The 23,230-nt window shown below is 29.9% G+C and carries 23 protein-coding genes; all 23 read left to right on the top strand.

The genetic code is table 11. The features are described from left to right. Position 1: 1 nt before the first annotated feature. Entirely contained in the window at positions 2–1,057 is a 1,056-nt protein-coding gene (locus tag IC175_RS15325; RefSeq protein WP_227434629.1) for a PTS fructose transporter subunit EIIC, read from the top strand. A gap of 78 nt (positions 1,058–1,135) precedes the next feature. Continuing rightward, positions 1,136–1,444 (top strand): PTS fructose-like transporter subunit IIB, encoded by a 309-nt coding sequence (locus IC175_RS15330; protein ID WP_227434630.1) that lies wholly within the window; start codon positions 1,136–1,138, stop codon positions 1,442–1,444. A gap of 104 nt (positions 1,445–1,548) precedes the next feature. After that, positions 1,549–2,814: a class II D-tagatose-bisphosphate aldolase non-catalytic subunit gene (locus tag IC175_RS15335; RefSeq protein ID WP_227824848.1), complete on the top strand. Its 1,266-nt coding sequence runs from the start codon at positions 1,549–1,551 to the stop codon at positions 2,812–2,814. An 87-nt stretch (positions 2,815–2,901) separates the two neighbouring features. Next, the gene (locus IC175_RS15340; RefSeq protein ID WP_227434632.1) at positions 2,902–3,612 is read left to right on the top strand and encodes an HAD family hydrolase; all 711 of its coding nucleotides are present in this window, start codon (positions 2,902–2,904) and stop codon (positions 3,610–3,612) included. 476 nt (positions 3,613–4,088) lie between these two features. Next, positions 4,089–4,565 carry a 5-(carboxyamino)imidazole ribonucleotide mutase gene (purE, locus tag IC175_RS15345; protein WP_003420964.1) on the top strand — a complete coding sequence of 159 codons (477 nt, stop codon included), beginning with the start codon at positions 4,089–4,091 and terminating at the stop codon, positions 4,563–4,565. A 5-nt stretch (positions 4,566–4,570) separates the two neighbouring features. Further along, positions 4,571–5,269, top strand: coding sequence for a phosphoribosylaminoimidazolesuccinocarboxamide synthase (gene purC, locus IC175_RS15350; RefSeq protein ID WP_227483465.1), 699 nt, complete (start codon positions 4,571–4,573; stop codon positions 5,267–5,269). A gap of 11 nt (positions 5,270–5,280) precedes the next feature. After that, positions 5,281–6,648: an amidophosphoribosyltransferase gene (gene purF, locus IC175_RS15355; RefSeq protein WP_227434634.1), complete on the top strand. Its 1,368-nt coding sequence runs from the start codon at positions 5,281–5,283 to the stop codon at positions 6,646–6,648. Further along, on the top strand, positions 6,642–7,718 hold the full coding sequence (purM, locus tag IC175_RS15360; RefSeq protein WP_227434635.1) for a phosphoribosylformylglycinamidine cyclo-ligase: 1,077 nt from the start codon (positions 6,642–6,644) through the stop codon (positions 7,716–7,718). The genes purF and purM overlap by 7 nt, the downstream gene beginning before the upstream one ends. After that, entirely contained in the window at positions 7,712–8,305 is a 594-nt protein-coding gene (gene purN, locus IC175_RS15365) for a phosphoribosylglycinamide formyltransferase (RefSeq protein ID WP_227434636.1), read from the top strand. The genes purM and purN overlap by 7 nt, the downstream gene beginning before the upstream one ends. Continuing rightward, a complete protein-coding gene (gene purH / locus IC175_RS15370) occupies positions 8,298–9,830 on the top strand; it encodes a bifunctional phosphoribosylaminoimidazolecarboxamide formyltransferase/IMP cyclohydrolase (RefSeq protein ID WP_227851692.1) in 1,533 nt (510 codons plus the stop codon). The genes purN and purH overlap by 8 nt, the downstream gene beginning before the upstream one ends. 10 nt (positions 9,831–9,840) lie before the next feature. Next, positions 9,841–11,091 (top strand): phosphoribosylamine--glycine ligase, encoded by a 1,251-nt coding sequence (gene purD / locus IC175_RS15375; RefSeq protein WP_227483464.1) that lies wholly within the window; start codon positions 9,841–9,843, stop codon positions 11,089–11,091. 24 nt (positions 11,092–11,115) lie between these two features. Further along, positions 11,116–14,922, top strand: a complete 3,807-nt coding sequence (locus IC175_RS15380; protein WP_227851693.1) for a phosphoribosylformylglycinamidine synthase — start codon at positions 11,116–11,118, stop codon at positions 14,920–14,922. 205 nt (positions 14,923–15,127) lie between these two features. Then, complete coding sequence (gene rfbD / locus IC175_RS15385; RefSeq protein WP_227851694.1) at positions 15,128–15,997, top strand: dTDP-4-dehydrorhamnose reductase; 870 nt, start codon at positions 15,128–15,130, stop codon at positions 15,995–15,997. 121 nt (positions 15,998–16,118) lie between these two features. Continuing rightward, the gene (gene rfbA, locus IC175_RS15390; protein ID WP_227851695.1) at positions 16,119–16,988 is read left to right on the top strand and encodes a glucose-1-phosphate thymidylyltransferase RfbA; all 870 of its coding nucleotides are present in this window, start codon (positions 16,119–16,121) and stop codon (positions 16,986–16,988) included. A gap of 51 nt (positions 16,989–17,039) precedes the next feature. Continuing rightward, positions 17,040–17,597 (top strand): dTDP-4-dehydrorhamnose 3,5-epimerase, encoded by a 558-nt coding sequence (rfbC, locus tag IC175_RS15395; protein WP_227851696.1) that lies wholly within the window; start codon positions 17,040–17,042, stop codon positions 17,595–17,597. 35 nt (positions 17,598–17,632) lie between these two features. Beyond that, positions 17,633–18,616 (top strand): dTDP-glucose 4,6-dehydratase, encoded by a 984-nt coding sequence (rfbB, locus tag IC175_RS15400; RefSeq protein WP_227851697.1) that lies wholly within the window; start codon positions 17,633–17,635, stop codon positions 18,614–18,616. Positions 18,617–18,654: 38 nt separating this feature from the next. Then, the gene (locus IC175_RS15405; protein WP_227851698.1) at positions 18,655–19,323 is read left to right on the top strand and encodes a lytic transglycosylase domain-containing protein; all 669 of its coding nucleotides are present in this window, start codon (positions 18,655–18,657) and stop codon (positions 19,321–19,323) included. 8 nt (positions 19,324–19,331) lie between these two features. After that, a complete protein-coding gene (locus tag IC175_RS15410; protein WP_227434645.1) occupies positions 19,332–19,760 on the top strand; it encodes a YaaR family protein in 429 nt (142 codons plus the stop codon). Positions 19,761–19,783: 23 nt separating this feature from the next. Continuing rightward, positions 19,784–20,098: a FliM/FliN family flagellar motor switch protein gene (locus tag IC175_RS15415; protein WP_227434646.1), complete on the top strand. Its 315-nt coding sequence runs from the start codon at positions 19,784–19,786 to the stop codon at positions 20,096–20,098. A 151-nt stretch (positions 20,099–20,249) separates the two neighbouring features. Then, complete coding sequence (flgM, locus tag IC175_RS15420; RefSeq protein WP_227434647.1) at positions 20,250–20,525, top strand: flagellar biosynthesis anti-sigma factor FlgM; 276 nt, start codon at positions 20,250–20,252, stop codon at positions 20,523–20,525. A 4-nt stretch (positions 20,526–20,529) separates the two neighbouring features. Next, entirely contained in the window at positions 20,530–20,946 is a 417-nt protein-coding gene (locus tag IC175_RS15425) for a flagellar protein FlgN (RefSeq protein ID WP_227824844.1), read from the top strand. A 17-nt stretch (positions 20,947–20,963) separates the two neighbouring features. Then, a complete protein-coding gene (flgK, locus tag IC175_RS15430; protein ID WP_227831424.1) occupies positions 20,964–22,274 on the top strand; it encodes a flagellar hook-associated protein FlgK in 1,311 nt (436 codons plus the stop codon). Between the two features lie 18 nt (positions 22,275–22,292). Further along, on the top strand, positions 22,293–23,225 hold the full coding sequence (flgL, locus tag IC175_RS15435; RefSeq protein ID WP_227831423.1) for a flagellar hook-associated protein FlgL: 933 nt from the start codon (positions 22,293–22,295) through the stop codon (positions 23,223–23,225). Positions 23,226–23,230: the final 5 nt, after the last annotated feature.

The raw sequence follows: 23,230 nt of genomic DNA on the forward strand, positions 1-23,230 counted from the left end.
AATGAGGATTTTAAAGTTTTTACAAAAACATCTTATGACAGCAACATCATATATGATTCCATTTGTAGTTGCTGGGGGAATATTATTTGCTTTATCAGTAACATTAAGTGGACAAGCTGCTGTTCCTGAAACTGGATGGTTAGCTAAACTAAATCAAATTGGTGCTGCAGGTCTAGCTTTATTCATTCCAATATTAGGTGGATATATAGCATTTAGTATGGCAGATAAGCCAGGGCTAGCACCAGGTATGATAGGTGCATACTTAGCAAAAGAAGTAAATGCTGGTTTTATAGGTGGTATTATAGCAGGGTTCATAGCAGGATTTGTTGTATTACAACTGAAGAAAATAAAATTAGCTCCTACAATGAGAACTCTAGGTTCCATATTTATTTATCCTTTGCTTGGTACATTGATTACAGGTGGTATAATTGTATTTTTAATTGGAGAACCTATAGCTTCTTTTATGGCATGGATGACGAACTGGTTAAATGGAATGTCTGGTGTTTCAAAGATTCCTTTAGGGGGTATTTTGGGAGGAATGATAGCCTCTGATATGGGTGGTCCTATAAATAAAGTTGCTGCGACTTTTGCTCAAACACAAGTTGATACACTTCCATACTTAATGGGAGGAGTTGGAGTTGCGATTTGTATACCTCCAATTGGATTAGGGTTAGCAACATTATTATTCCCAAAAAAATTTAGTAAAGAAGAAAGAGATTCAGGAAAAGCATCACTTCTAATGGGATGTGTTGGAATCACGGAAGGAGCTATTCCATTTGCAACAGCGGACCCTGTTAGAGTAATTCCTTGTATTATGGCTGGTTCAATTATTGGAAATATTATGGCTTTTTTACTGGGATGTTTGAATCATGCTCCTTGGGGAGGATTGATAGTACTTCCAGTTGTTGATAACAGGTTGGGGTATATAGCATCTGTACTAACTGGAGCAGTTGTTGTCGCAATATTGATGAAATTAGTAAAGAAAGATGTAAAAGAAGATGAAGAAATTGAAGAAGATATAGATGATTCTATTGAACTAATATTTGAAGAATTATAGATATATAAAATAATAAATTAATTTATATAAAATTGTAAGAAAATTATATAGAACTATAAATTTAAAGGAGATAAAGATATGAAAATTGTAGCAGTAACATCTTGTCCTAGTGGAGTAGCCCATACTTATATGTCAGCTGAATCACTTGAATTATCAGCAAAAAAATTTGGTATAGAAATAAAGGTTGAAACTCAAGGAAGCTCTGGAATAGATAATGAGTTGTCAATTAAAGAAATTGAAGAAGCAACTTGTGTAATATTAACTAATGATGTTGAGATTAGAAATATGGAGCGTTTTAAAGGCAAGAAAGTAGTAAGAATGAGTGTGTCTGATATTATTAAAAAATCTGATGCATTAATTAAGAAAATAAAAGATACTTTTCAATAAAGTTTGATTTGTTTTACATATAACATAAAGATGTTTTTATTGAAAATTTTATTAAAAGCATCTTTGAAAACATCTTAAAAAATAGAATAAAAGGAGATATAGTAATGAAAAAATTACCAATAAAAACTGTCGTACAACGATTACTAGACTTACAAGAAGAGGGGAAAAGTGCAACACTTTTAGGGATTGGTCCTATGTCACCTAACTTGTTACAAGCGAGTTTTGAATTAGCAAAAGATGATGATTTTCCTTTAATGTTTATTGCAAGTAGAAATCAAGTAGATGCAGACGAGCTAGGAGGAGGTTATGTAAATGGTTGGAATCAAGAAACATTTACAAGAGATATTAAGAAAATAGCTGATGAAGTGGGATTTGATGGCTTATATTACTTGTGCAGAGACCATGGAGGACCATGGCAAAGAGATAAAGAGAGAAATGACCATTTACCTGTTGACAAAGCTATGGAATTAGGGAAAAAATCTTATTTAGCTGATATTGAGGCAGGTTTTGATTTATTAATGATTGACCCTACAAAAGACCCATTTGAAATGGGAAAAGTGATTCCATTGGATATAGTGTTAGAACGAACTGTAGAATTAATTGAATATTGCGAAAAAGAAAGAAAAAGACTTAATTTGCCAGAGATAGGATATGAAGTTGGGACAGAGGAAACAAATGGAGGCTTAACTTCAACTGAGACATATGAAACATTTATAACTAGATTAAAAGTTGAACTTGAAAAGAGAGATTTGCCAATGCCAACATTTATAGTTGGTCAGACAGGTACTCTAACTAGAAAAACAGAACAAGTAGGCACTTTTAACTTTAAGAATGCTTATGATTTAGCTCAAATGGCTAAAAAGTATGGAGTTGGGTTAAAGGAACATAATGGAGATTATTTGGATGATGTGACTTTATTAGAACATATACCATCTCAAATTATTGCGACAAATGTTGCTCCTCAATATGGTACTGAAGAGACTAGAGCATACTTAAAGCTAGCAGAAGTTGAAAGAAAACTAAAGGAAGAAGGATTAATTGAAAAGACTTCAAATATTAGACATGTTCTTCTTGTAGATGCTATTGAATGTGGACGTTGGAGAAAATGGGTGATAGGAGAACAGAAAAATCTAACTACTGAAGAAATCTTTAAGGATGAAGTTTTATCTAATGAAATATTAGATATTGCAGGTCACTATACATTCAATAATGATGATGTTAAAAGAGAGATAGAAATGCTTTATAGTAATTTAAGAAAAAATAACATCAATGGTCAAAGATTTGTTGTAGACCATATTAAGCGTCCTTTACGTGATTATGCAGAATGTTATAATCTAAAAGGTGTAACTACTAGAATTTTAAATAAATAATAGGACTTATAGTGGTAGGTATTGTTATACTAGGTATTTATAGTTATAATTATATTTACCACTATTAAATTTTGGAGGACTAATATTTTGATTAATTTAATTTTTGATGTAGATGATACTTTATACAATCAGTTAACACCTTTTTATATCGCATATGATAAAGTATTTTCTTCAATAAAGAATATTTCTGTTAAAGATTTATATATCAGTAGCAGAAAGTATAGTGATGAGGTATTTCATTTGACTGAGAGTGGAGAGATGCCAATTGAAAAAATGCATGTGTATAGAATAATGAAAGCTTTTGAAGAGTTAGGAAACCCCATTACAGAAAAAGATGCTCAAAATTTTCAAGATGAGTATATATATCAACAATCACAAATAACTCTAATACCAGAGATGGAGCAAGTTTTGAATTTTGCTAAAGAAAAAAATATTAATATTGGAATTATAACTAATGGACCATCTTCGCATCAAAGAATGAAATTAAAGCAATTAAATATTGAAAAGTGGGTTGATGAAGAGAATATTTTTATTTCTAGTGAAGTTGGCTTTTCTAAGCCAGACATTAATATTTTTAGATTAGCTGAGAAATTTATGGGTTTAGATAGGGCAAATACATATTATATAGGTGACTCTTATAAAAATGATGTAGTAGGTGCTAAAAAAGCTGGATGGAAGAGTATCTGGATGAATCATAGGGGGAATAGTTTAGAAGATTTGATTTATGAGCCTGATTTTGTAATTTTAGATTATCAAGAAATGAAATTGTTATATAAAAGATTATTTAAGGATGATTAACTATTGGCAAGATATGAATTTATTGATAAAATACAGAATTAAAAACGGCACTTTATATTTTTAAATTAACAACTATAAAATTATACACTAATGAAAAGGAAGATGATTTATAATAATTAACTTCCTTTTTTAGTATAGACTCTGATACAAGTATGTATAGAAATGAGTATCTTACTGAATTATAAATCTTATAATTTAAAAAATACTATGCAAGTTTACTTTAAAATTATATAAAATATATTTATTTATCAAAAAATAATAAATAAATGAAAAGTAATTTTATTAGGTATCAAAAAAAGCGAATAAAGTTCGATATGGGGCGAATAAAAAAAATACAAGTAATATTTTTTTTAAAAAATTTCAAAAAAGAGTTGATAATATATGTATATTAATATAAAATTTAAGGTGTATAATTCGTATAATGATACGAATGATTTAAAATGTAAAATAACTTATAAACGGAGAGGGGAAGTCTAATGAAAGTAGCAGTAGTTATGGGTTCAAAATCAGATTATCCAAAATTAGAAGAAGGGATAAAACTGCTTGAAAAATATGGAATAGAAGTTGTAGCAAGAGCATTATCTGCTCATAGAACACCAGAACAACTTTCAACATTCCTAAAAGAAATAGAAGATGATACAGATGTAATAATAGCAGCAGCAGGAAAAGCAGCACATCTACCAGGTGTAATAGCTTCACAAACTCTAATTCCAGTAATAGGATTGCCTATTAAATCATCAACTATGGATGGATTAGACTCACTTTTATCAATAGTTCAAATGCCAAAAGGAATACCAGTTGCAACAGTTACAATAGATTTAGGTTTAAATGCAGCTTTATTGGCATTACAAATAATGACTCTAAAATACCCAAAATTAAAAGAAGATTTGAAATCATATAGAGAAGAAATGGCACAAAAGGTGCTAGAAGACGACAAGAACTTAAGGGGGTAACAGAAATGTTATTATATGAAGGAAAAGCAAAACAAGTATATTCTACAGATAATGAAAACGAATATGTTGTTTATTATAAAGATGATGCAACAGCATTTAATGGAGAAAAAAAAGCAGAAATATCTTCAAAAGGTATACTAAATAATAAAATATCAACAATAATCTTTGAAATGTTAAAAGAAAATAATATAAATACACACTTTATAAAAAGTTTATCAGACAGAGAAATGCTAGTTAAGAAAGTAGAAATTTTACCATTAGAAGTGATAGTAAGAAATATTGCTGCTGGTTCTATCTGCAAAAGAGTTGGTCTTGAAGAAGGTGTAGTTTTCGATGAGCCAATCTTTGAAATAAGCTATAAAAACGATGATTATGGTGACCCAATGCTAAATGACGATTATGCAGTGGCAATGAAATTAGCAACTAGAGAAGAATTGAAATTCTTAAGAGAAGAAACTCTAAAAATAAATGAATTGCTAAAAACATTCTTCTTAAAATTAAACCTAAAGTTAGTTGACTTTAAAATAGAATTTGGTAAAGATTCAGAAGGAAACATAATATTGGCAGATGAAGTATCACCAGACACTTGTAGACTTTGGGATGTAAACACAAATGAAAAATTAGACAAAGACAGATTTAGAAGAGACCTTGGAGACCTTGTAGAAGGTTATATGGAAGTACTTTCGAGAATGAATAATAAATAGGAGGCAAATGTATGTGTGGAGTTTTAGGGATTTACTCTAATAAAGATGTAACTAAAGAACTATATTATTCTTTATATTCTATGCAACACAGAGGGCAGGAAAGCTGTGGTTTAGCTCTTTTAGATGATGGAGAAATTAAGTACAAAAAAGATATGGGATTAGTTGGAGATGTTTTTAAGGAAAGTGAATTATCTAAGTTAAAAGGAAATATAGGTATTGGACATGTTAGATATTCAACAGCTGGAGGAAGTCATGTTTCTAACTGTCAGCCTTTAGTTGGAAGTTGCAGAAAAAGACAATTAGCTATAGCTCATAATGGAAATCTAGTAAATGCAAATTATTTAAAAGATATGCTAGAAGAAGATGGATATATGTTCCAAACTAATTCAGATACAGAAGTAATTTTATATATACTTGCAAGATATTACAAAGGTGATATAGTAGAAAGTTTAAAAGTAACAATGGACTATATCAAAGGTGCATATGCCCTTGTAATAATGAGTCAAGATGAATTGGTTGCAGTTAGAGATCCACATGGATTCAGACCTCTTGTACTTGGTAAAAAGGGTGATGAATATATATTTGCATCAGAAAATTGTGCAATAGACATACTTGGCGGAGAAGTTATAAGAGATGTAGAGCCAGGAGAAATAATAGTAGTTAAAGATGGTGAATTAAAATCATATTTTTATTCAGAAAATTATAAACCAGTTAAGAAAAGTTGCATATTTGAACACATATACTTTGCAAGAAATGATGCAACTATAGATAATGTAAATGCATATGAGTTCAGAATTAAATGTGGGGAAAGATTAGCTCAAGATGAAAATGTAAAAGCAGATGTAGTAGTTCCAGTTCCTGATTCAGGTTGGCCAGGAGCTATTGGTTATGCAAATGCTAGTGGATTAAAAATAAGTGAAGGTCTAGTTAAAAATAGATATGTAGGAAGAACATTTATAAAACCTACACAAGAGGAAAGAGAAATAGCTGTAAAAATAAAATTAAATCCTCTTTCAACAGTAATAAAAGGAAAATCTATAATTTTAGTAGATGATTCAATAGTAAGAGGAACTACATCTAAACAGTTAGTAAAATCTTTAAGAGAAGCAGGAGCAAAAGAAATTCATCTTAGAATAACATCTCCTCCAGTAGCTTACTCTTGTTATTATGGAATAGATACTCCAAATCGCTCTAAGTTAATTGCATCAAGTAACAACGTAGAAGAAATGAGAGAATATATTGGATGTGATAGTTTAAAATTCCTAGATATAGAAGGAATGTTAGATGCAGCAGAACATAAGTCTACTTTCTGTAAAGCTTGTTTTGATGGAGAATACCCAGTTAAAAAAATTGATAAGGAGGAACTACTTTCATGTTAACATATAAAGAATCAGGTGTAGATATAGATGAAGGAAATAGAGCAGTAGACCTTATAAAAGGTAAAATTAAAGGAACTTATGATGGAAATGTAGTTGGAGATTTAGGAAACTTTAGTGGATTATACAGTTTAAAAGATTTTGTGGGAATGAAAGAACCAGTTTTGCTTGCATCTACAGATGGTGTTGGGACTAAGTTAAAAATAGCTCAAATGATGGACAAGCATGATACTGTTGGAATAGATTTAGTTGCAATGTGTGTAAATGATTTAATATGTCAAGGTGCTAAGCCATTATTCTTCCTTGATTATATAGCTCTTGGAAAATTAGTTCCTGAGCATATAGAAAAAGTAGTTGGTGGAATAGCAGATGGCTGTAAGATGTCTGGTTGTGCACTAATTGGTGGAGAAACTGCTGAAATGCCTGGAATGTATGGAGATGATGATTATGATTTAGCAGGATTCTCTGTAGGTATAGCTGACAAAGAAAAGATTGTTTCTGGAAATGATGTTAAATCAGGAGATGTATTAGTTGGTATATCTTCAAGTGGAGTACACAGTAATGGATTTTCTTTTATAAGAAAGATATTCTTAGAAACTTATGATTATAAGATGGAACAATATGTAGAAGAACTAGGAATGACAGTTGGGGAAGCACTTTTAACACCAACTAAAATATATGTTAAGTTAGCTTTAGATGTATTAGCTAAACATGATATAAAAGCTATAGCTCACATAACTGGTGGAGGGCTTATAGAAAATATAACAAGAGTTATACCTAAAGGATTAGGATTAGATATCAATAAGAAATCTTGGGAGAAACCTCCTATATTTAAAATGATAGAAGGTTTTAATGCTGTAGATGAGAGAGAACTTCATAAGAGTTTTAATATGGGTATTGGACTAGTTTTAATAGTAGATAAAGAAAATGCCAACGATGTTGTAAACTTTATAAATAATAGAGAAAATGACAATGCTGCTTATGTAGATAAAAAGTATAGTGAATTATTAGAAGATAAAGCATATATAATTGGTGAAGTAGTAGATAGTCATGAAGGTGTAGAATTATGCTAAATATAGGAGTTTTGATATCTGGTGGAGGAACAAATTTACAAGCAGTTATAGATGGTACTGAGTCTGGAAAAATAAAAGGTCAGGTTAAAGTAGTTATCTCAAGTAAGCAAGATGCTTATGGTTTAGAGAGAGCTAAAAATCATAACATAAAGGCAATTTGTGAAACTAATGAAGACAAGATAATAGAAATTCTTAAAGAAAATAAAATAGATTTAGTAGTTTTGGCTGGTTATTTAAAAATAATCAGCCCAAAGCTGGTTAATGAGTTTAGAAACAAAATGATAAACATACATCCATCATTAATTCCTTCATTTTGTGGGGCTGGATTCTATGGAGAAAGAGTCCATCAGGGAGTAATAGATTATGGGGCTAAAGTAACTGGTGCTACAGTTCATTTTGTGGATGAAGGTGCTGATACTGGACCAATAATAATGCAAGATGTAGTTAAGGTAAATCAAGATGATGATGCAAAAACACTTGCAAAAAGAGTGTTAGAAGTTGAACATAGGATTTTGGAAGAGAGTTTAAGTCTTTTTTGTGAAAATAAATTAAAACTTCAAGGTAGGAGAGTGTTTATAAATGAGTAAGAGAGCTTTAATAAGTGTAACTGACAAAACAGGTGTAGTTGAATTTGCTAAAGAATTAAATAAGTTAGACTATGAAATTATATCTACAGGAAATACTTTTAAGACATTAAAAGAAAATGGAGTTAATGTAATGCAAGTTGAAGATGTTACAAACTTCCCAGAAATATTGGATGGAAGAGTAAAAACATTAAATCCATATATACATGGTGGAATACTTTATAAAAGAGACAAAGAATCTCATGTAGAAACTGTGAATGAACATAAAATACATTCAATAGATTTAGTAGCTGTAAATCTATACGATTTTGAAGGAACTTTAAAAGCTGGAAAAAGCCACGATGAAATGATAGAAAATATAGATATCGGTGGACCATCTATGATACGTTCTGCTGCTAAAAACTATAAAGATGTAATAGTAGTAGTAGATATAAAAGATTATGATTCTATAATAGAAAAATTAAAAACAGACACAATGACATTAGAAGATAGAAAAAAATTATCATATAAAGCTTTCTCAACTACAGGAAGATATGATGCTTTAATATCTAGCTATTTTGCTGGAGAAGTAGGAGATACATATCCTGACATATTAAATTTAACTTTCCAAAAAGAACAAACTTTAAGATATGGAGAAAATCCACATCAAAATGGTTTCTTATATTCACAATCAAATGCAAAAAATCCAATCTTAAATTATGAACAACTAGGTGGTAAAGAACTTTCTTTCAACAACTTAAATGATTTACATGGTTGCTTAGAAGTTATGAGAGAATTTAAAGACAGTGAAGAAGTAGTTTCAGTAGCTATAAAACATGCTAATTCATGTGGTGTAGGATTAGGAAAAGATGCTTTTGAAGCATATACAAAATGTTATGAAGCAGATAAAGTATCAATCTTTGGTGGAATAGTAGGAATAACTTCTACTATAGACAAAGCTACAGCAGAGAAATTAAATAAAATATTCTTAGAAATAGTAGTAGCATACGATTTTGAACCAGAAGCATTAGAGATACTTAAACAAAAGAAAAATCTAAGAATCTTAAAATTAGCTAAGATAGAAAATAGTTTACAACCATATGAAATGAAATACTTAGATGGAAAATTATTGATACAAGATAGAAACAATACATTAGCAGAAAAAAGTGAAAATGTAACAAAAGCAAAACCAACAGATGAGCAACTTAAAGACATGGAATTTGGTATGAGAGTGGTAAAAAATATGAAGTCAAATGCAATTGCAATAGTAAAAAATGGTCAAACTCTAGCTCTAGGTTGTGGACAAACATCAAGAATTTGGGCATTAAAAAATGCTCTTGAAAATAATAAAGATAAAGATTTTACAGGAGCTGTTTTAGCATCAGATGCATTTTTCCCATTTGATGATTGTGTAACATTAGCTCATGAATATGGAATATCAGCAGTAGTTCAGCCAGGTGGTTCTATAAAAGATAAAGATTCAATAGAAGCTTGTGATAAGTATGATATGGTTATGGTATTTACAGGAATAAGACACTTCAAACACTAAGGAGGATATTATGAAGATATTGGTTGTAGGCGGTGGCGGAAGAGAACATGCTATATGCTGGAAATTAAGCAATGAAAAAAATGTAGAAAAAGTTTATTGTGCGCCAGGTAATGCAGGAATCGCAAATGTAGCAGAATGTGTAAATATAGGTGATACTGATGTAGAAGGGCTTTTAAAATTTGCCAAGGATAACAAAATAGGTCTAACAATAGTAGGTCCAGAAGTACCACTAGTTATGGGAATAGTAGATGAATTTGAAAAAGAAGGTTTAAGAGTATTTGGACCTAATAAAAAATGTGCTCAACTTGAAGGAAGTAAAGCTTTTTCAAAAGATTTTATGATAAAGCATAACATACCTACTGCAAAATATAAAGAATATACAAACTTAGAAGAAGCTATATCAGAAATAGATAGCTTTGGGTATCCAGTAGTAATAAAAGCGGACGGATTAGCTGCTGGAAAAGGTGTTGTAATACCTGAAAATAGAGAAGATGCTATAGCAACTTTAAAAGAAATGATGTCAGATAAGAAATTTGGAACTGCTGGAGATAAAATAGTAATTGAAGAATTTTTAAAAGGTATAGAAACTTCTATCTTGGCATTTGTAGACAATAATACAATAGTTCCTATGGCAAGTGCAAAAGACCATAAAAAGGTAAACAATTATGAACAAGGACCGAATACAGGTGGAATGGGAACTTTTTCACCTAGTGAAATCTATACAGAAGAATTAGCAAATAAAGTAAAAGAAACAGTACTAGAAAAAACATTAGAAGGATTCAAAAAAGATGGACTTAACTTTAAAGGTATTTTATTTGTTGGTCTTATGATAACTGATGATGGAGAGAAAGTACTTGAATATAATGTAAGATTTGGAGACCCTGAAACACAATCTGTTTTATTTAGATTAGAAACAGATTTACATGAAATAATGGAAGCTATACTTGATAATAAGTTAAAAGACATAGAAATAAATTATAGTGATGATGAAGCTGTATGTGTTATGCTTACATCAGGTGGGTATCCAGACAGTTATGAAAAAGGAAAAGTTATAACTGGTCTTGAAAATTTAGATGATGATATAGTAGTATTCCACAGTGGTACTAAGATGCTTGACGGCAATTTAGTTACTAATGGGGGAAGAGTAATTGGTATAACTACAAAATCAGCTACAGTTAAAGATGCAGCAGAAAAAGTTTATGAAAATATAAAAAAAATAAACTTTGAAGGAATGCACTATAGAACAGACATAGGTAGATAATTTTTCTAAAATGGAGGATAAGGTATGTTGAATACTGGAAATAAAGACTCAATGGTTAGAAGAGTACTAGTTGAAAAAAGAGAAGGTTTTGACCTTGAGGCTAAAGCTTTAAAAAAGGATTTAGTGGAAAGCTTGCACATAAGTAGTATAGAAGATTTAAGAATATTAAATAGATATGATGTAGAAGGAATATCAGAAGATGTTTATGAAAATGCAGCAAAGACAATCTTTTCTGAGCCAAATCTAGATGTAGTATACTATGAGGAAATACCAGAATTAAATGGAGAAAGAGTATTTGCAATAGAGTTCCTACCTGGTCAATATGACCAAAGGGGTGACTGGGCAGCTCAATGTGTCCAAATAGTAAATCAAGGTATAAGACCTGCTATTAATACAGCAAAGGTTTATATATTATCAGGTAAAATAACTGATGAAGAATTTAGCAAAATAAAGGATTACTGCATAAATCCAGTGGATAGTAGAGAAGCATCTTTAGAAAAACCAGAAACATTAAAAATGGAAACTGAGATACCAACAGCAGTTGAAATATTAGATGAATTTATAGATTTAAATGAAGACGGATTAAAATCATTTGTAAGTGACAAAGGATTAGCAATGACTTTAGGAGACTTACAACATGTTCAAAAATATTTCAAAGATACAGAAAAGAGAAACCCAACTATAACAGAAATAAAAGTTCTAGATACTTATTGGTCTGATCATTGTAGACACACTACTTTTATGACTGAAATAGAAAATGTGAAAATAGAAGATGGTAAATTTAATGATATAGTAAAAGAAGCGTATCAAATGTATCTTAACTCAAGAGACAATGTATATGTTAATAGACATAAAGATATATGCTTAATGGATATAGCTACAGTTGCAGTAAAAGAATTAAAGAAAAATGGTAAGTTAAATGACCTAGATGAAAGTGAAGAAATAAATGCATGTAGTATAAATGTGGATGTTGAAGTTGATGGAAAGATGGAAAAATATTTAGTAATGTTTAAAAATGAAACTCATAACCATCCAACTGAAATAGAGCCGTTTGGTGGAGCAGCTACTTGTTTAGGTGGAGCTATAAGAGACCCATTATCAGGAAGAAGTTATGTTTATCAAGCAATGCGTGTTACAGGAAGTGCTGACCCAAGAACAACTTTAGAGGACACTTTACCTGGAAAGCTTATGCAAAGAAAAATAACTACAGAAGCAGCTCATGGATATAGTTCATATGGGAACCAAATAGGTCTTACAACTGGACAAGTTGCAGAAGTATATGACGAAAACTTTGTTGCAAAAAGAATGGAAATAGGTGCAGTTATAGCAGCAGCACCAAAAGAAAATGTAGTAAGAGAAAGACCAGAAGCAGGAGATGTAATAGTTCTTCTTGGAGGAAAAACAGGAAGAGATGGTTGTGGAGGAGCAACTGGTTCATCTAAAGAGCATAGTGAAGAATCAATATTGACTTGTAGTGCAGAAGTTCAAAAAGGAGATGCTCCTAATGAAAGAAAAATACAAAGATTCTTTAGAAATAAAGAAGTTGCTCAAATGATAAAAAGATGTAATGACTTTGGAGCAGGTGGGGTTTGTGTTGCTATAGGTGAGATTGCTGATAGTTTGGACATAAACTTAGATTTAGTGCCTAAAAAATACGATGGGCTTGATGGAACTGAACTTTCAATTTCAGAATCACAAGAGCGTATGGCAGTAGCTATAAAAAAAGAAAATAAAGATAAATTTATACAATTAGCAGTAGAAGAAAACTTAGAAGCTACACATGTAGCTACAGTAACTGATACAGGATATTTAAGAATGTTCTGGAATGGAAAAGCAATTGTAGATATAAATAGAGAGTTTTTAGATACAAATGGAGTGAAACAAACTACTGATGTCCATGTTACTAAAGTAGATGAAGAAAATACATTCTTTAGCTCTAATGAAATAGTAAAAGATGTTAAGTGTGCAAGTATGAAAGATAAATTTACAAAAGTATTATCTGACCTTAATGTTTGTTCTCAAAAAGGATTAGTAGAGATGTTTGATAATACAATTGGTGGTAATACAGTACTTATGCCATTTGGTGGAAAGTATCAAGCCACTCCAACTCAAGGTATGGTTGCTAAGATACCAGTTCTTGGTGGAGAAACTAATACTTCTACAATAATGACTTATGGATATAATCCAAAAGTAGGGAAATGGAGTCCATTCCATGGAGCTTTATATGCAGTAGTAGAATCTGTATGTAAATTAGTTGCTATTGGAGGAAATTACAGTACAACAAGACTTACATTCCAAGAGTACTTTGAAAAACTTGGTAACAATCCAGAAAAATGGGGTAAACCATTCTCAGCACTTTTAGGAGCATTTTATGCACAAAGTAAGTTTGAAATACCTGCTATAGGTGGAAAAGACAGTATGTCTGGTACATTTAAAGATATTGAAGTTCCACCAACATTAGTTTCATTTGCTGTTGATACAGTAGATGCTAGAAAAGTAGTATCTCCAGAATTTAAAAAAGCAGATTCAAAAGTAGTAATGTTATGTGTAAATAAAGCAGAAAATAATGTTATAGACTTTGAAGAACTAAAGAAAAACTTAGATAAAGTAAGAGAACTTATACATGAAAATAAAGTTTTATCAACATATGCATTGGGATTTGCAGGTGTAGGTGAAGCAATAAGTAAAATGGCTTTTGGTAACAAAATAGGATTTAAGTTTAATGAAGAAGCTGAAAAAGTATATACAGATGATAAATTATTTGAAGCTAGTTATGGAAATATAGTACTTGAATTAGCAAATGATGATTTAAGCATGTTAGATGGATATAATTACATAGTGCTTGGAAGTACAGTTAAAGATGCTAGTATATTCATTAAAGGTGAAGAACTTTCATTAGATGAATTATATAAAGCGCATTGTAGTACTTTAGAGCCTATATTCCCAACTAAAACAGAAGAAGTAAAATCAAAAATAGAGACTATAAGCTATATATCACAAGGAGAGGCTAAAAAATCATCATTAAGTATAGCTACTCCAAGAGTATTTATACCAGCATTCCCTGGAACAAACTGTGAATATGACTCTGCAAGAGCATTTGAAAGAGCAGGGGCTAATGCAAATATAAGAGTATTTAAGAATTTAACTTATAAAGACATAGAAGATTCTATAGATACAATAGTGAATGAAATAAAATCTTCTCAAATAATAATGTTACCAGGAGGATTTAGTGCTGGTGATGAGCCAGATGGTTCTGGTAAATTTATAGCTACTGTATTTAGAAACCCTAGAGTTCAAGAAGCTATAAATGAGTTTTTAACTCAAAAAGATGGTTTGATGTTAGGTATCTGTAATGGATTCCAAGTATTAATTAAGTTAGGTTTAGTTCCATATGGAGAAATAAGAGTTCCAAATGAAAGTGCACCAACACTTACTTACAATAATATTGGACGTCATCAAGCTAAGATTGCTAGAACTAGAATTTCATCTAATAAATCTCCTTGGCTAGCTCAAACTAATGTTGGAGATATTCACAATATAGCTATTTCTCATGGAGAAGGTAAATTTGTTGCTAGTGAAGATGTTATGAGGGAATTAATTGCTAATGGACAAGTAGCAACTCAATATGTTAATTTTAATAATGAAGCTACTTATGATATTGAATTTAATCCAAATGGTTCATTCTATGCTGTTGAAGGTATAACTAGTGCTGATGGTAGAGTGTTTGGTAAAATGGGACATTCTGAGAGAATTGGTGAGGAAGTATTTAAGAATATCATAGGTGAGAAAGATCAAAAGATATTTGAATCTGGAGTTAAGTATTTTAGATAGGATTCTGGTAATTAATTGGTAATTACAATATATTTTATATATTTAGATTTAAAGGGATGTAATAATGTGATGATAATCATTTAATGTTACATCTCTTTTTTTATTTATATAAAAATAATATATATTCTACCTAAGTCAAAATATAAGCTATGTTATAATTAATTATTAAGAGGAATTGAATATTTATTGGAGGGTAAAACAATCAATGAAAATATTAATAACAGGGTCTAATGGTCAATTAGGGAGAGAATTGGTCAATCAATTAGAATCAATTAATCAAAGTATAAAACAAGTAAAATATGATATATTACCTACAACAAGAGATGATTTAGATATATCTAATCAAGCTAATGTAGATAGCTTTATAACATATAATAAACCTGATGTAATTATAAACTGTGCAGCATATACAAAGGTCGATGCATGTGAAGACAATATAGAAACTTCATATAAAATAAATTCTTTAGGAGCTAGGAATTTAGCAATAGCATCAAAAAAAGTGAATGCTAAACTTGTCCACATATCAACTGATTATGTATTTAATGGTATTTCTAAATATCCATATAAAGAAGATAATAAAACTGAACCTAATTCTGTTTATGGAAAAAGTAAACTTATGGGAGAAAAATTTGTGGAACAATTCTCACATAAGTACTTTATATTGAGAACAGCATGGCTATATGGTGATGGAAATAATTTTGTAAAGACTATGATAAAATTTTCTAAACAAAATAAAGAAGTTAATGTCGTTGATGACCAGTTTGGGAGTCCAACAAGTACAGTAGACTTAGCAAAGGTTATAATAAATATTATGGAAACAGAGAATTATGGAGTTTATCATGCCACATGTGAAGGTGAGTGTAGTTGGTATGATTTTGCTAAAAAGATATTTGAGTTAAAAAATATAGATATAAAAGTAAATCCAATTAAAAGTAAAGATTTTAAGAGTAAAACTCAAAGACCACAATATTCTGTACTTGATAATTTTATGCTGAAATTAATTGGATTGAATTCATTTAGAAGGTGGGAGGAATCTATTGAAGAGTATTTAAAAAAATATGATATTATGATATAAGTATAAAATAAATGATTTATTTTTATACAACAAAATAAGATATTACAAAAAATATAAATATTTCTTTTATTTATACGATAATAATAATATGATAAAAAATGAATTTAAGGATGGAATAAATATGAAAGGAATTATTTTAGCAGGAGGGTCTGGAACAAGACTATATCCTATAACAAAATGTATATCAAAACAAACACTTCCAATATATGATAAGCCAATGATATATTATCCAATGTCAGTTCTTATGTTGGCAGGGATACAAGAAATACTCATAATATCTACACCAAGAGATATAATAGCTTTTGAGGAATTATTTGGAGATGGAAGCTCATTGGGACTTAAAATAGCATATGCAATTCAGGAAAAACCAAATGGGATTGCAGAAGCATTTATAATAGGAGAAGAATTTATAGGAAGTGATAGTGTTTCTCTTGTATTAGGTGATAACATATTTTATGGGTATGGATTTAGCGAAAGATTAGAGAATGCAGTTAAAAGAACTGGAGCAACCATATTTGGATATCATGTTAGTAATCCAAATGCGTTTGGTGTTGTGGAATTTGATGAAGAGTTTAATGTTTTATCAATAGAAGAAAAACCTAAAGTACCTAAATCTAATTATGCTATACCAGGGTTATACTTTTATGACAATGATGTTGTAGAAATAGCAAAGCTTGTTGAACCATCAGATAGAGGGGAACTAGAAATAACTTCAATAAATAATGAATATCTAAAACGAGGAAAACTAAAAGTAGAACTTTTAGGAAGAGGTATGGCTTGGTTGGATACTGGTACACATAAGGGGCTATTAGATGCTTCTAATTATGTTGAAGTAGTTCAGACAAGACAGGGATTGTATATAGCATGTTTAGAAGAGATTGCATATACAAAGGGATATATAAGTAGAGAGAAGTTAATTGAACTAGCTAGACCACTGATAAAAACTGAGTATGGTCAGTATCTATTAAAACTAGCCAATGAAGATATGTAATATGAAATAAAATTTATTATAAATTTTATTTCAATAAAGGAGTTTATTGTAATGGGAAAATTCAATTTTATAAAGACAAAAATAGAAGGGCTATATATAGTCGAACCAAATGTGTTTTATGATGATAGAGGATATTTTTTTGAGAGTTATAATAAAAAAGATTTTATGGAGTTTGGACTTGATATGTGTTTTGTTCAAGATAATGAATCTACCTCAAGGAAAGGCGTATTAAGGGGAATGCATTTTCAAAATAGATATCCTCAAGGAAAATTAGTTAGAGTTACAGAGGGAGAAGTTTTCGATGTTGCAGTTGACTTAAGGAAAGATTCACAAACATTTGGAGAGTGGGAAGGAGTAATACTGTCTGAGAAAAATAAAAAGCAATTTTATATTCCAGAAGGATTTGCACATGGATTTTTAGTTTTATCAGAAAAAGCTGTATTTAGTTATAAGTGTACAAATTATTATTATCCAGAATTTGAGAGTGGTTTTATGTGGAATGATAAGCAAGTATCGATTGATTGGCCTTTAGAAGGAATTGAAGAAATATTCTTATCAGTAAAGGACAAAAAACAAAAAAGTTTTAAAGATATCTGTGTAGAACGTTAATAAAATTTATTAGAATTAATATTTAGGAGAAAAATATGAAAAAAATACTGATAACTGGAGGAGCAGGATTTATTGGGAGTAATTTTGTACATTATATGATTAATAAGTATTTAGATTATTCTATTGTTAATCTAGATTTATTGACTTATGCTGGTAATTTGGAAACATTAAAAGAAGTACAAGATAAGCCCAATTATAAATTTGTTAGAGGAGATATTTCAGATAGAGAGCATGTCTATAAATTATTTGAAGAGGAAAAGTTTGATATAGTTGTTAACTTTGCGGCAGAATCTCATGTAGATAGGTCAGTTGAAAATCCACAATTATTTATACAAACAAATATTATAGGAACACAAGTACTTTTAGATGCATGTAGAAAATATGGGATAAAAAGATATCATCAGGTTTCTACAGATGAAGTCTATGGTGATTTACCAATTGATAGAAGGGATTTATTCTTTACAGAGAAATCAGCTATTAATCCAAGTTCCCCTTATTCAGCGTCTAAAACAGCAGCAGATTTATTGGTTAACTCTTACTATAGGACATATGGACTTCCAACAACTATATCTAGATGTTCAAATAATTATGGGCCATATCATTTTCCTGAAAAATTGATACCGCTTATGATTTTAAATGCTTTTGAAGACAAACAATTGCCAGTGTATGGAAATGGAGAAAATATAAGAGACTGGTTACATGTATACGACCATTGTACTGCTGTAGATTTAATAATACATAAAGGAAAAATTGGTGAGGTTTATAATATAGGTGGTCATAATGAAAGAAGTAATATAGAAGTAGTAAAAACTATATTAAATATTTTAGGTAAATCTGAGGATTTAATATCCTATGTAAATGATAGACCTGGTCATGACTTAAGATATGCTATCGACCCATCTAAAATAGAGAATGAGTTAGGTTGGAAGGCAAAATATGATTTTGATTCAGGTATAAAAGAAACAGTTAAATGGTATATAGAGCATGAATATTGGTGGAAATCTGTTCTATCAGTTTAATTTTGAAGTTTATAAAATTTAGAAAGGGGAGTTTTATATTGAATGAGATAAGTTCATTAATTAATATATTGGCATTAACTCAATTATCTGGTAGCAACACTACAAATCAGTGTAACTGTACATATAATAATTCATCTGGATTTGACATGGTTATGATGACATTGTTAAAAGCATTGTCACAAAATAATCAACAGACTTCTAATGGATATAATTTATTGTCTAATTCTGAAAATTTATTTAACGAGCTTGATAATGTAGTAAATAATACATCTAGTAGGTTTATAGATGTTGATACAAAAGATAAAAATTTAAAGTCAAGAATTGAAAGTGCTGTAGAGCAAGCATCAAAAAAATATAATGTGGATGCGAACCTTATAAAAGCAATAATTAAAGTTGAATCAGATTTTAATCCAAATACTGTATCTTCTGCTGGTGCGAAGGGTCTTATGCAACTTATGCCGGAAAATTGCAAAGATTTGGGTGTTACAGACCCTTTTAATATAGAACAGAATATAGATGCTGGAACTAGACACATTAAGGAATACATTGATATGTTTGGAGGGAGCATAGAAATGGGATTGATGGCATATAATGGTGGTCCTGGAAGGATGAAAAGCAGAGGGGTAGAATCAATTTCTGACCTGTATAAAATGCCAAAAGAAACACAAAATTATATTCCTAAGGTTATGAAATATTATAGAGGGTAGGCTTTATTATGGGTATAAATATAGATAAGCTAAACATAAGTCCAAGTAGAAATATAGAGGTTAAAAAACTAAAAGAGAATAATAAATTTTCTGATAACTTAAACTCTGTAAAACAATCTTCTTCAATGGAAGATATAAAACGAAATCTGGAAAGTGTAAAAAAGGCGGGGGAAAGGCTTGTACTTACTCAAAACTATGGTGATATTAGTATATACAAAAATGCAGTAAAAGAATACCTAAAATCTGTTGTAGATAATATGTATTCACTTGATAAAAATAGCAGTTTTTGGGAGCATCAATACTATAAGAATGTAAAGATTGTTGATGATAAACTTGAGGATATGACTAGTAAATTACTTAGTGAAGAAAAAGAAAACATAGATATTGTTTCTACTGTTGATATGATACAAGGCTTGTTGATAGATATGTATAGATAAGGTTATACAAGGAGAAAAGTTTTATGAATAGCAAAAAAGAGGATATATATGAATTGAATTTTGGGCAACTAATAGAAGAAAAGACTGGCGTTATAGAAGAAAATCAAAATGTTTTTAATGCAAAAGTAAATGTAGCTGTTTCTATAGGAAATACAACAGAAACAATAAAAAACATATTAGAATTAAAAGAAGGTTCTATAATAAAACTAAATAAGAATGTGGATGAAAAATTAGATATATATGCAAATGATAGATTGTTTGCTTATGGAGAAAGCATTATTACAAATGAGAAATTATCTGTAAGATTATCTAAAATAGAAGATTCAGATATAAATTAGCATTTTAAATAGTATCCCTTTAAGCTGTTCTGTATGAGTTTAGCTAAGGGGATATTTTTATAAAAAATTTAAAATATGTTTGAATCATATAAATGTTTTTATTTTTTGAGCGATAACTAAATTATAAGTATGTAATTTTGGAGGTGAAAAGATGGATATTAAAAATGTAAGTTCAAATATTGTAATAAATAATTATTTAAAGAATACATCAGGTGTAAAAAAAGTGGAAGAAGTTCAAAAAACTAGTAAAACAGACAAGATAGAGCTATCTAAATTTGCAAAGGAAATGGCAAGTGTATCAAATATGAGTGATGAGACTATTAGAAATAAGAAAATCGATGAAATAAAAAATGCATTGGAAAATGGAACTTACAAAATAAAACCAGAAGAAATTGCGAAAAAAATGATAGAGGATATGCGAGGATAAAGTCATGATTACAGACTTAAAAGTTATAATATATGAAGAAAAAAAGATACTTAGTAATATGATGGAATTATTAAAAGAGCAATTTGACTATATAGTTGTAAAAGATATAGAAAATTTAAATGGATTAAATCCTAAATTAGAAGATATTAGTAGAGAACTTGCATCTATAGAGATAAAGAGAAGACAACTTTTTAGTGATGATATTTCAATGAGTGAAGTTGTTGAAAATAGTAATGATGAATATTTAAAAGAAATATATACAGATTTAAAGCACATTATTGCTTTAGCTAAAAATCAACAAGAATCGAATGATTCTCTAATAAAGAAAGAACTTATTTTTACAAAAAAGATGATTAATTTTATAAAACCAATGGACAAACAAACTACAACTTATAATTCTTATGGAAATATTAGAAAATAGATATTAGGAGGAAAAATATGGCGGGATTATTTTCCATTTTAAATACAGCCAATTCAGGAATGAATGCACATCAAAAAGCAATACAGACGATTTCTCATAATATAAGTAATCTAGATACAGAAGGTTATTCTAGGCAAAGAACAGAATTTGCCACAAATAGCCCTATGTATATGCCTAGCTTGAACAATGCAATTGGGAGAGGTCAATTAGGTACAGGTGTACATGTAACAGATGTAACAAGAGCTAGAAATAGTTTTTATGATTATCAATTTAGAGCAGAAGCCCATAAATATGGTAAGACAGTTTCAAAGTATGACTATTATAATACTATAGAAACTATAATAAATGAACCATCGGATTATGGAATATCTGCAGGTATAGATGACTTTTTTAAAGGATGGGAATCATTAGCAAAAGATATAAATAGTGACAGTAAAAAAAGTCTCGTGGTAGAAAATGCATCAAATTTAGCAACTTTAATAAGTGAAAGTTATAAGAAGCTTGATAAGTTAAAAGGAGATATAGATGACAATATAGACTCTGAGATAAAACAGATAAATGACATGTTAAAAAGTCTTGAAGATTTGAATAAATCTATTGATGTTATATCTGGCTCTGGCTCTACCCCAAATGATTTACTTGATGAAAGAGATAGAATCTTAGATGATTTAAGTTTTAAGCTAGACCTTGAAAATAGTGATGTTAAAAATATGCTTGCAGATGGGAAATTAGAACTTAATGAATTAAAAAATGCAGATGGAACTTGGAAAAAAGGTGTGTCGGGTACTTTACAAGGGTTGTTTGAAATGCATGGTAAGATTGATACATATAAAAGTGATTTAAAAGACGTATCTGATGGATTAGCTAAACAGATAAATGATGTTTATAATACATCTGCTGGAATAACAGTAACAGATTTTTTTATAACTTCAAATGTAGCTGGTGAAGATATTATAAAGGTAAATCCAGCTATAAAGAGTAACCCAAATGAATTAAAGCTTACTGCTGATGAGGCCTCAAAGATTGCTAAGCTAAAAGATGAAAAAATAGATATTGGGGTAGTTGGTGGAAAAGTAAGTACGATAAGTGACCACTATAAAGCTTTTGCAGAATCAATAGGTTTAGATTCTAAAAAAGTGAATCAAGATGAAGTGAATCAACGTAAAATTATAAATAATATTGATAGTTCACGAATGAGTGTTTCAGGAGTATCCTTAGATGAAGAAATGACAGAGCTTATAAAAGTACAACGTTCATATCAAGCTAGTGCAAAAGTTATGTCAACAGCTGTACAACTGTTGGATGTTGTGATAAATGGGATAATTTAGTAGAAGGGGGAATTTATAATGAGAGTTAGTACAGGTATGATGTCTAGCAGTTATCTAAACTCACTACAAGATAATCTACAAAGGTTAGATAAAGTTAATAGACAAGTTAATACAACAAAAGAAATAAACAAACTATCTGATAATCCATATAAAGCAATAAAAATATTGAACTCAAAAAGTGAAATAAAGACTATGGAGACTTATATTGAAAACTGTAATGATACAGGAAATTGGTTAGAAACTACTGATACTGCATTAGATCAACTTGGGAAATTATTATCAGATGTAAAGAAAACTTTGGTGGCAAGTGGTGATGGTGCATATTCAGAGGATGAACTAAAGACTCTTAGTAATTCAACTAATGAAAAAATGAAGGAAATTGCAAATGCTTTAAATGCAACACATGAAGGTAAATATATATTTTCAGGATCAAATACAGGTACACCACCTGTTCAATATGTTGAAAATGCAGATGGTTCTGTAAGCTTAAAATTTAACAGTGGTATAAATTTAAACAAACTAAAAGATTCTTTAAGTATGAACATAGCTCAGGGTATAAATGTAGAATATAATGTCAAGTTAAGTTCTCTTGGTTTTGACCCAACAAAAACAGATCCATTTGAAGATTTAAATAATATATCGAGAAAGTTAATAAATCCTAGTGATGCAGATATAAAAGACTTGACAACGACATGTTTAAGCGGTGTAGATAAGTTGATTGAGAATACAGTGAATACTAGATCTATATATGGAACTAAAGCAAATACTGTAGATGCAATGAAGGAAAAGAATGATGAAAATTTGATTCAGTTAAAGGATATTCTATCACAAAATGAAGAGATAGATTATGGAGAAAAACTTGTCCAATTAAAGGCGGCAGAATTAACTTATCAAGCTTCACTACAAACAGGAGGAAAGTTATTTAATGTATCTATATTAGATTACATATAGTAAAA

The organism is Clostridioides sp. ES-S-0123-01 (genome assembly GCF_020658415.1).
Classification (GTDB): Bacteria; Bacillota; Clostridia; order Peptostreptococcales; family Peptostreptococcaceae; genus Clostridioides.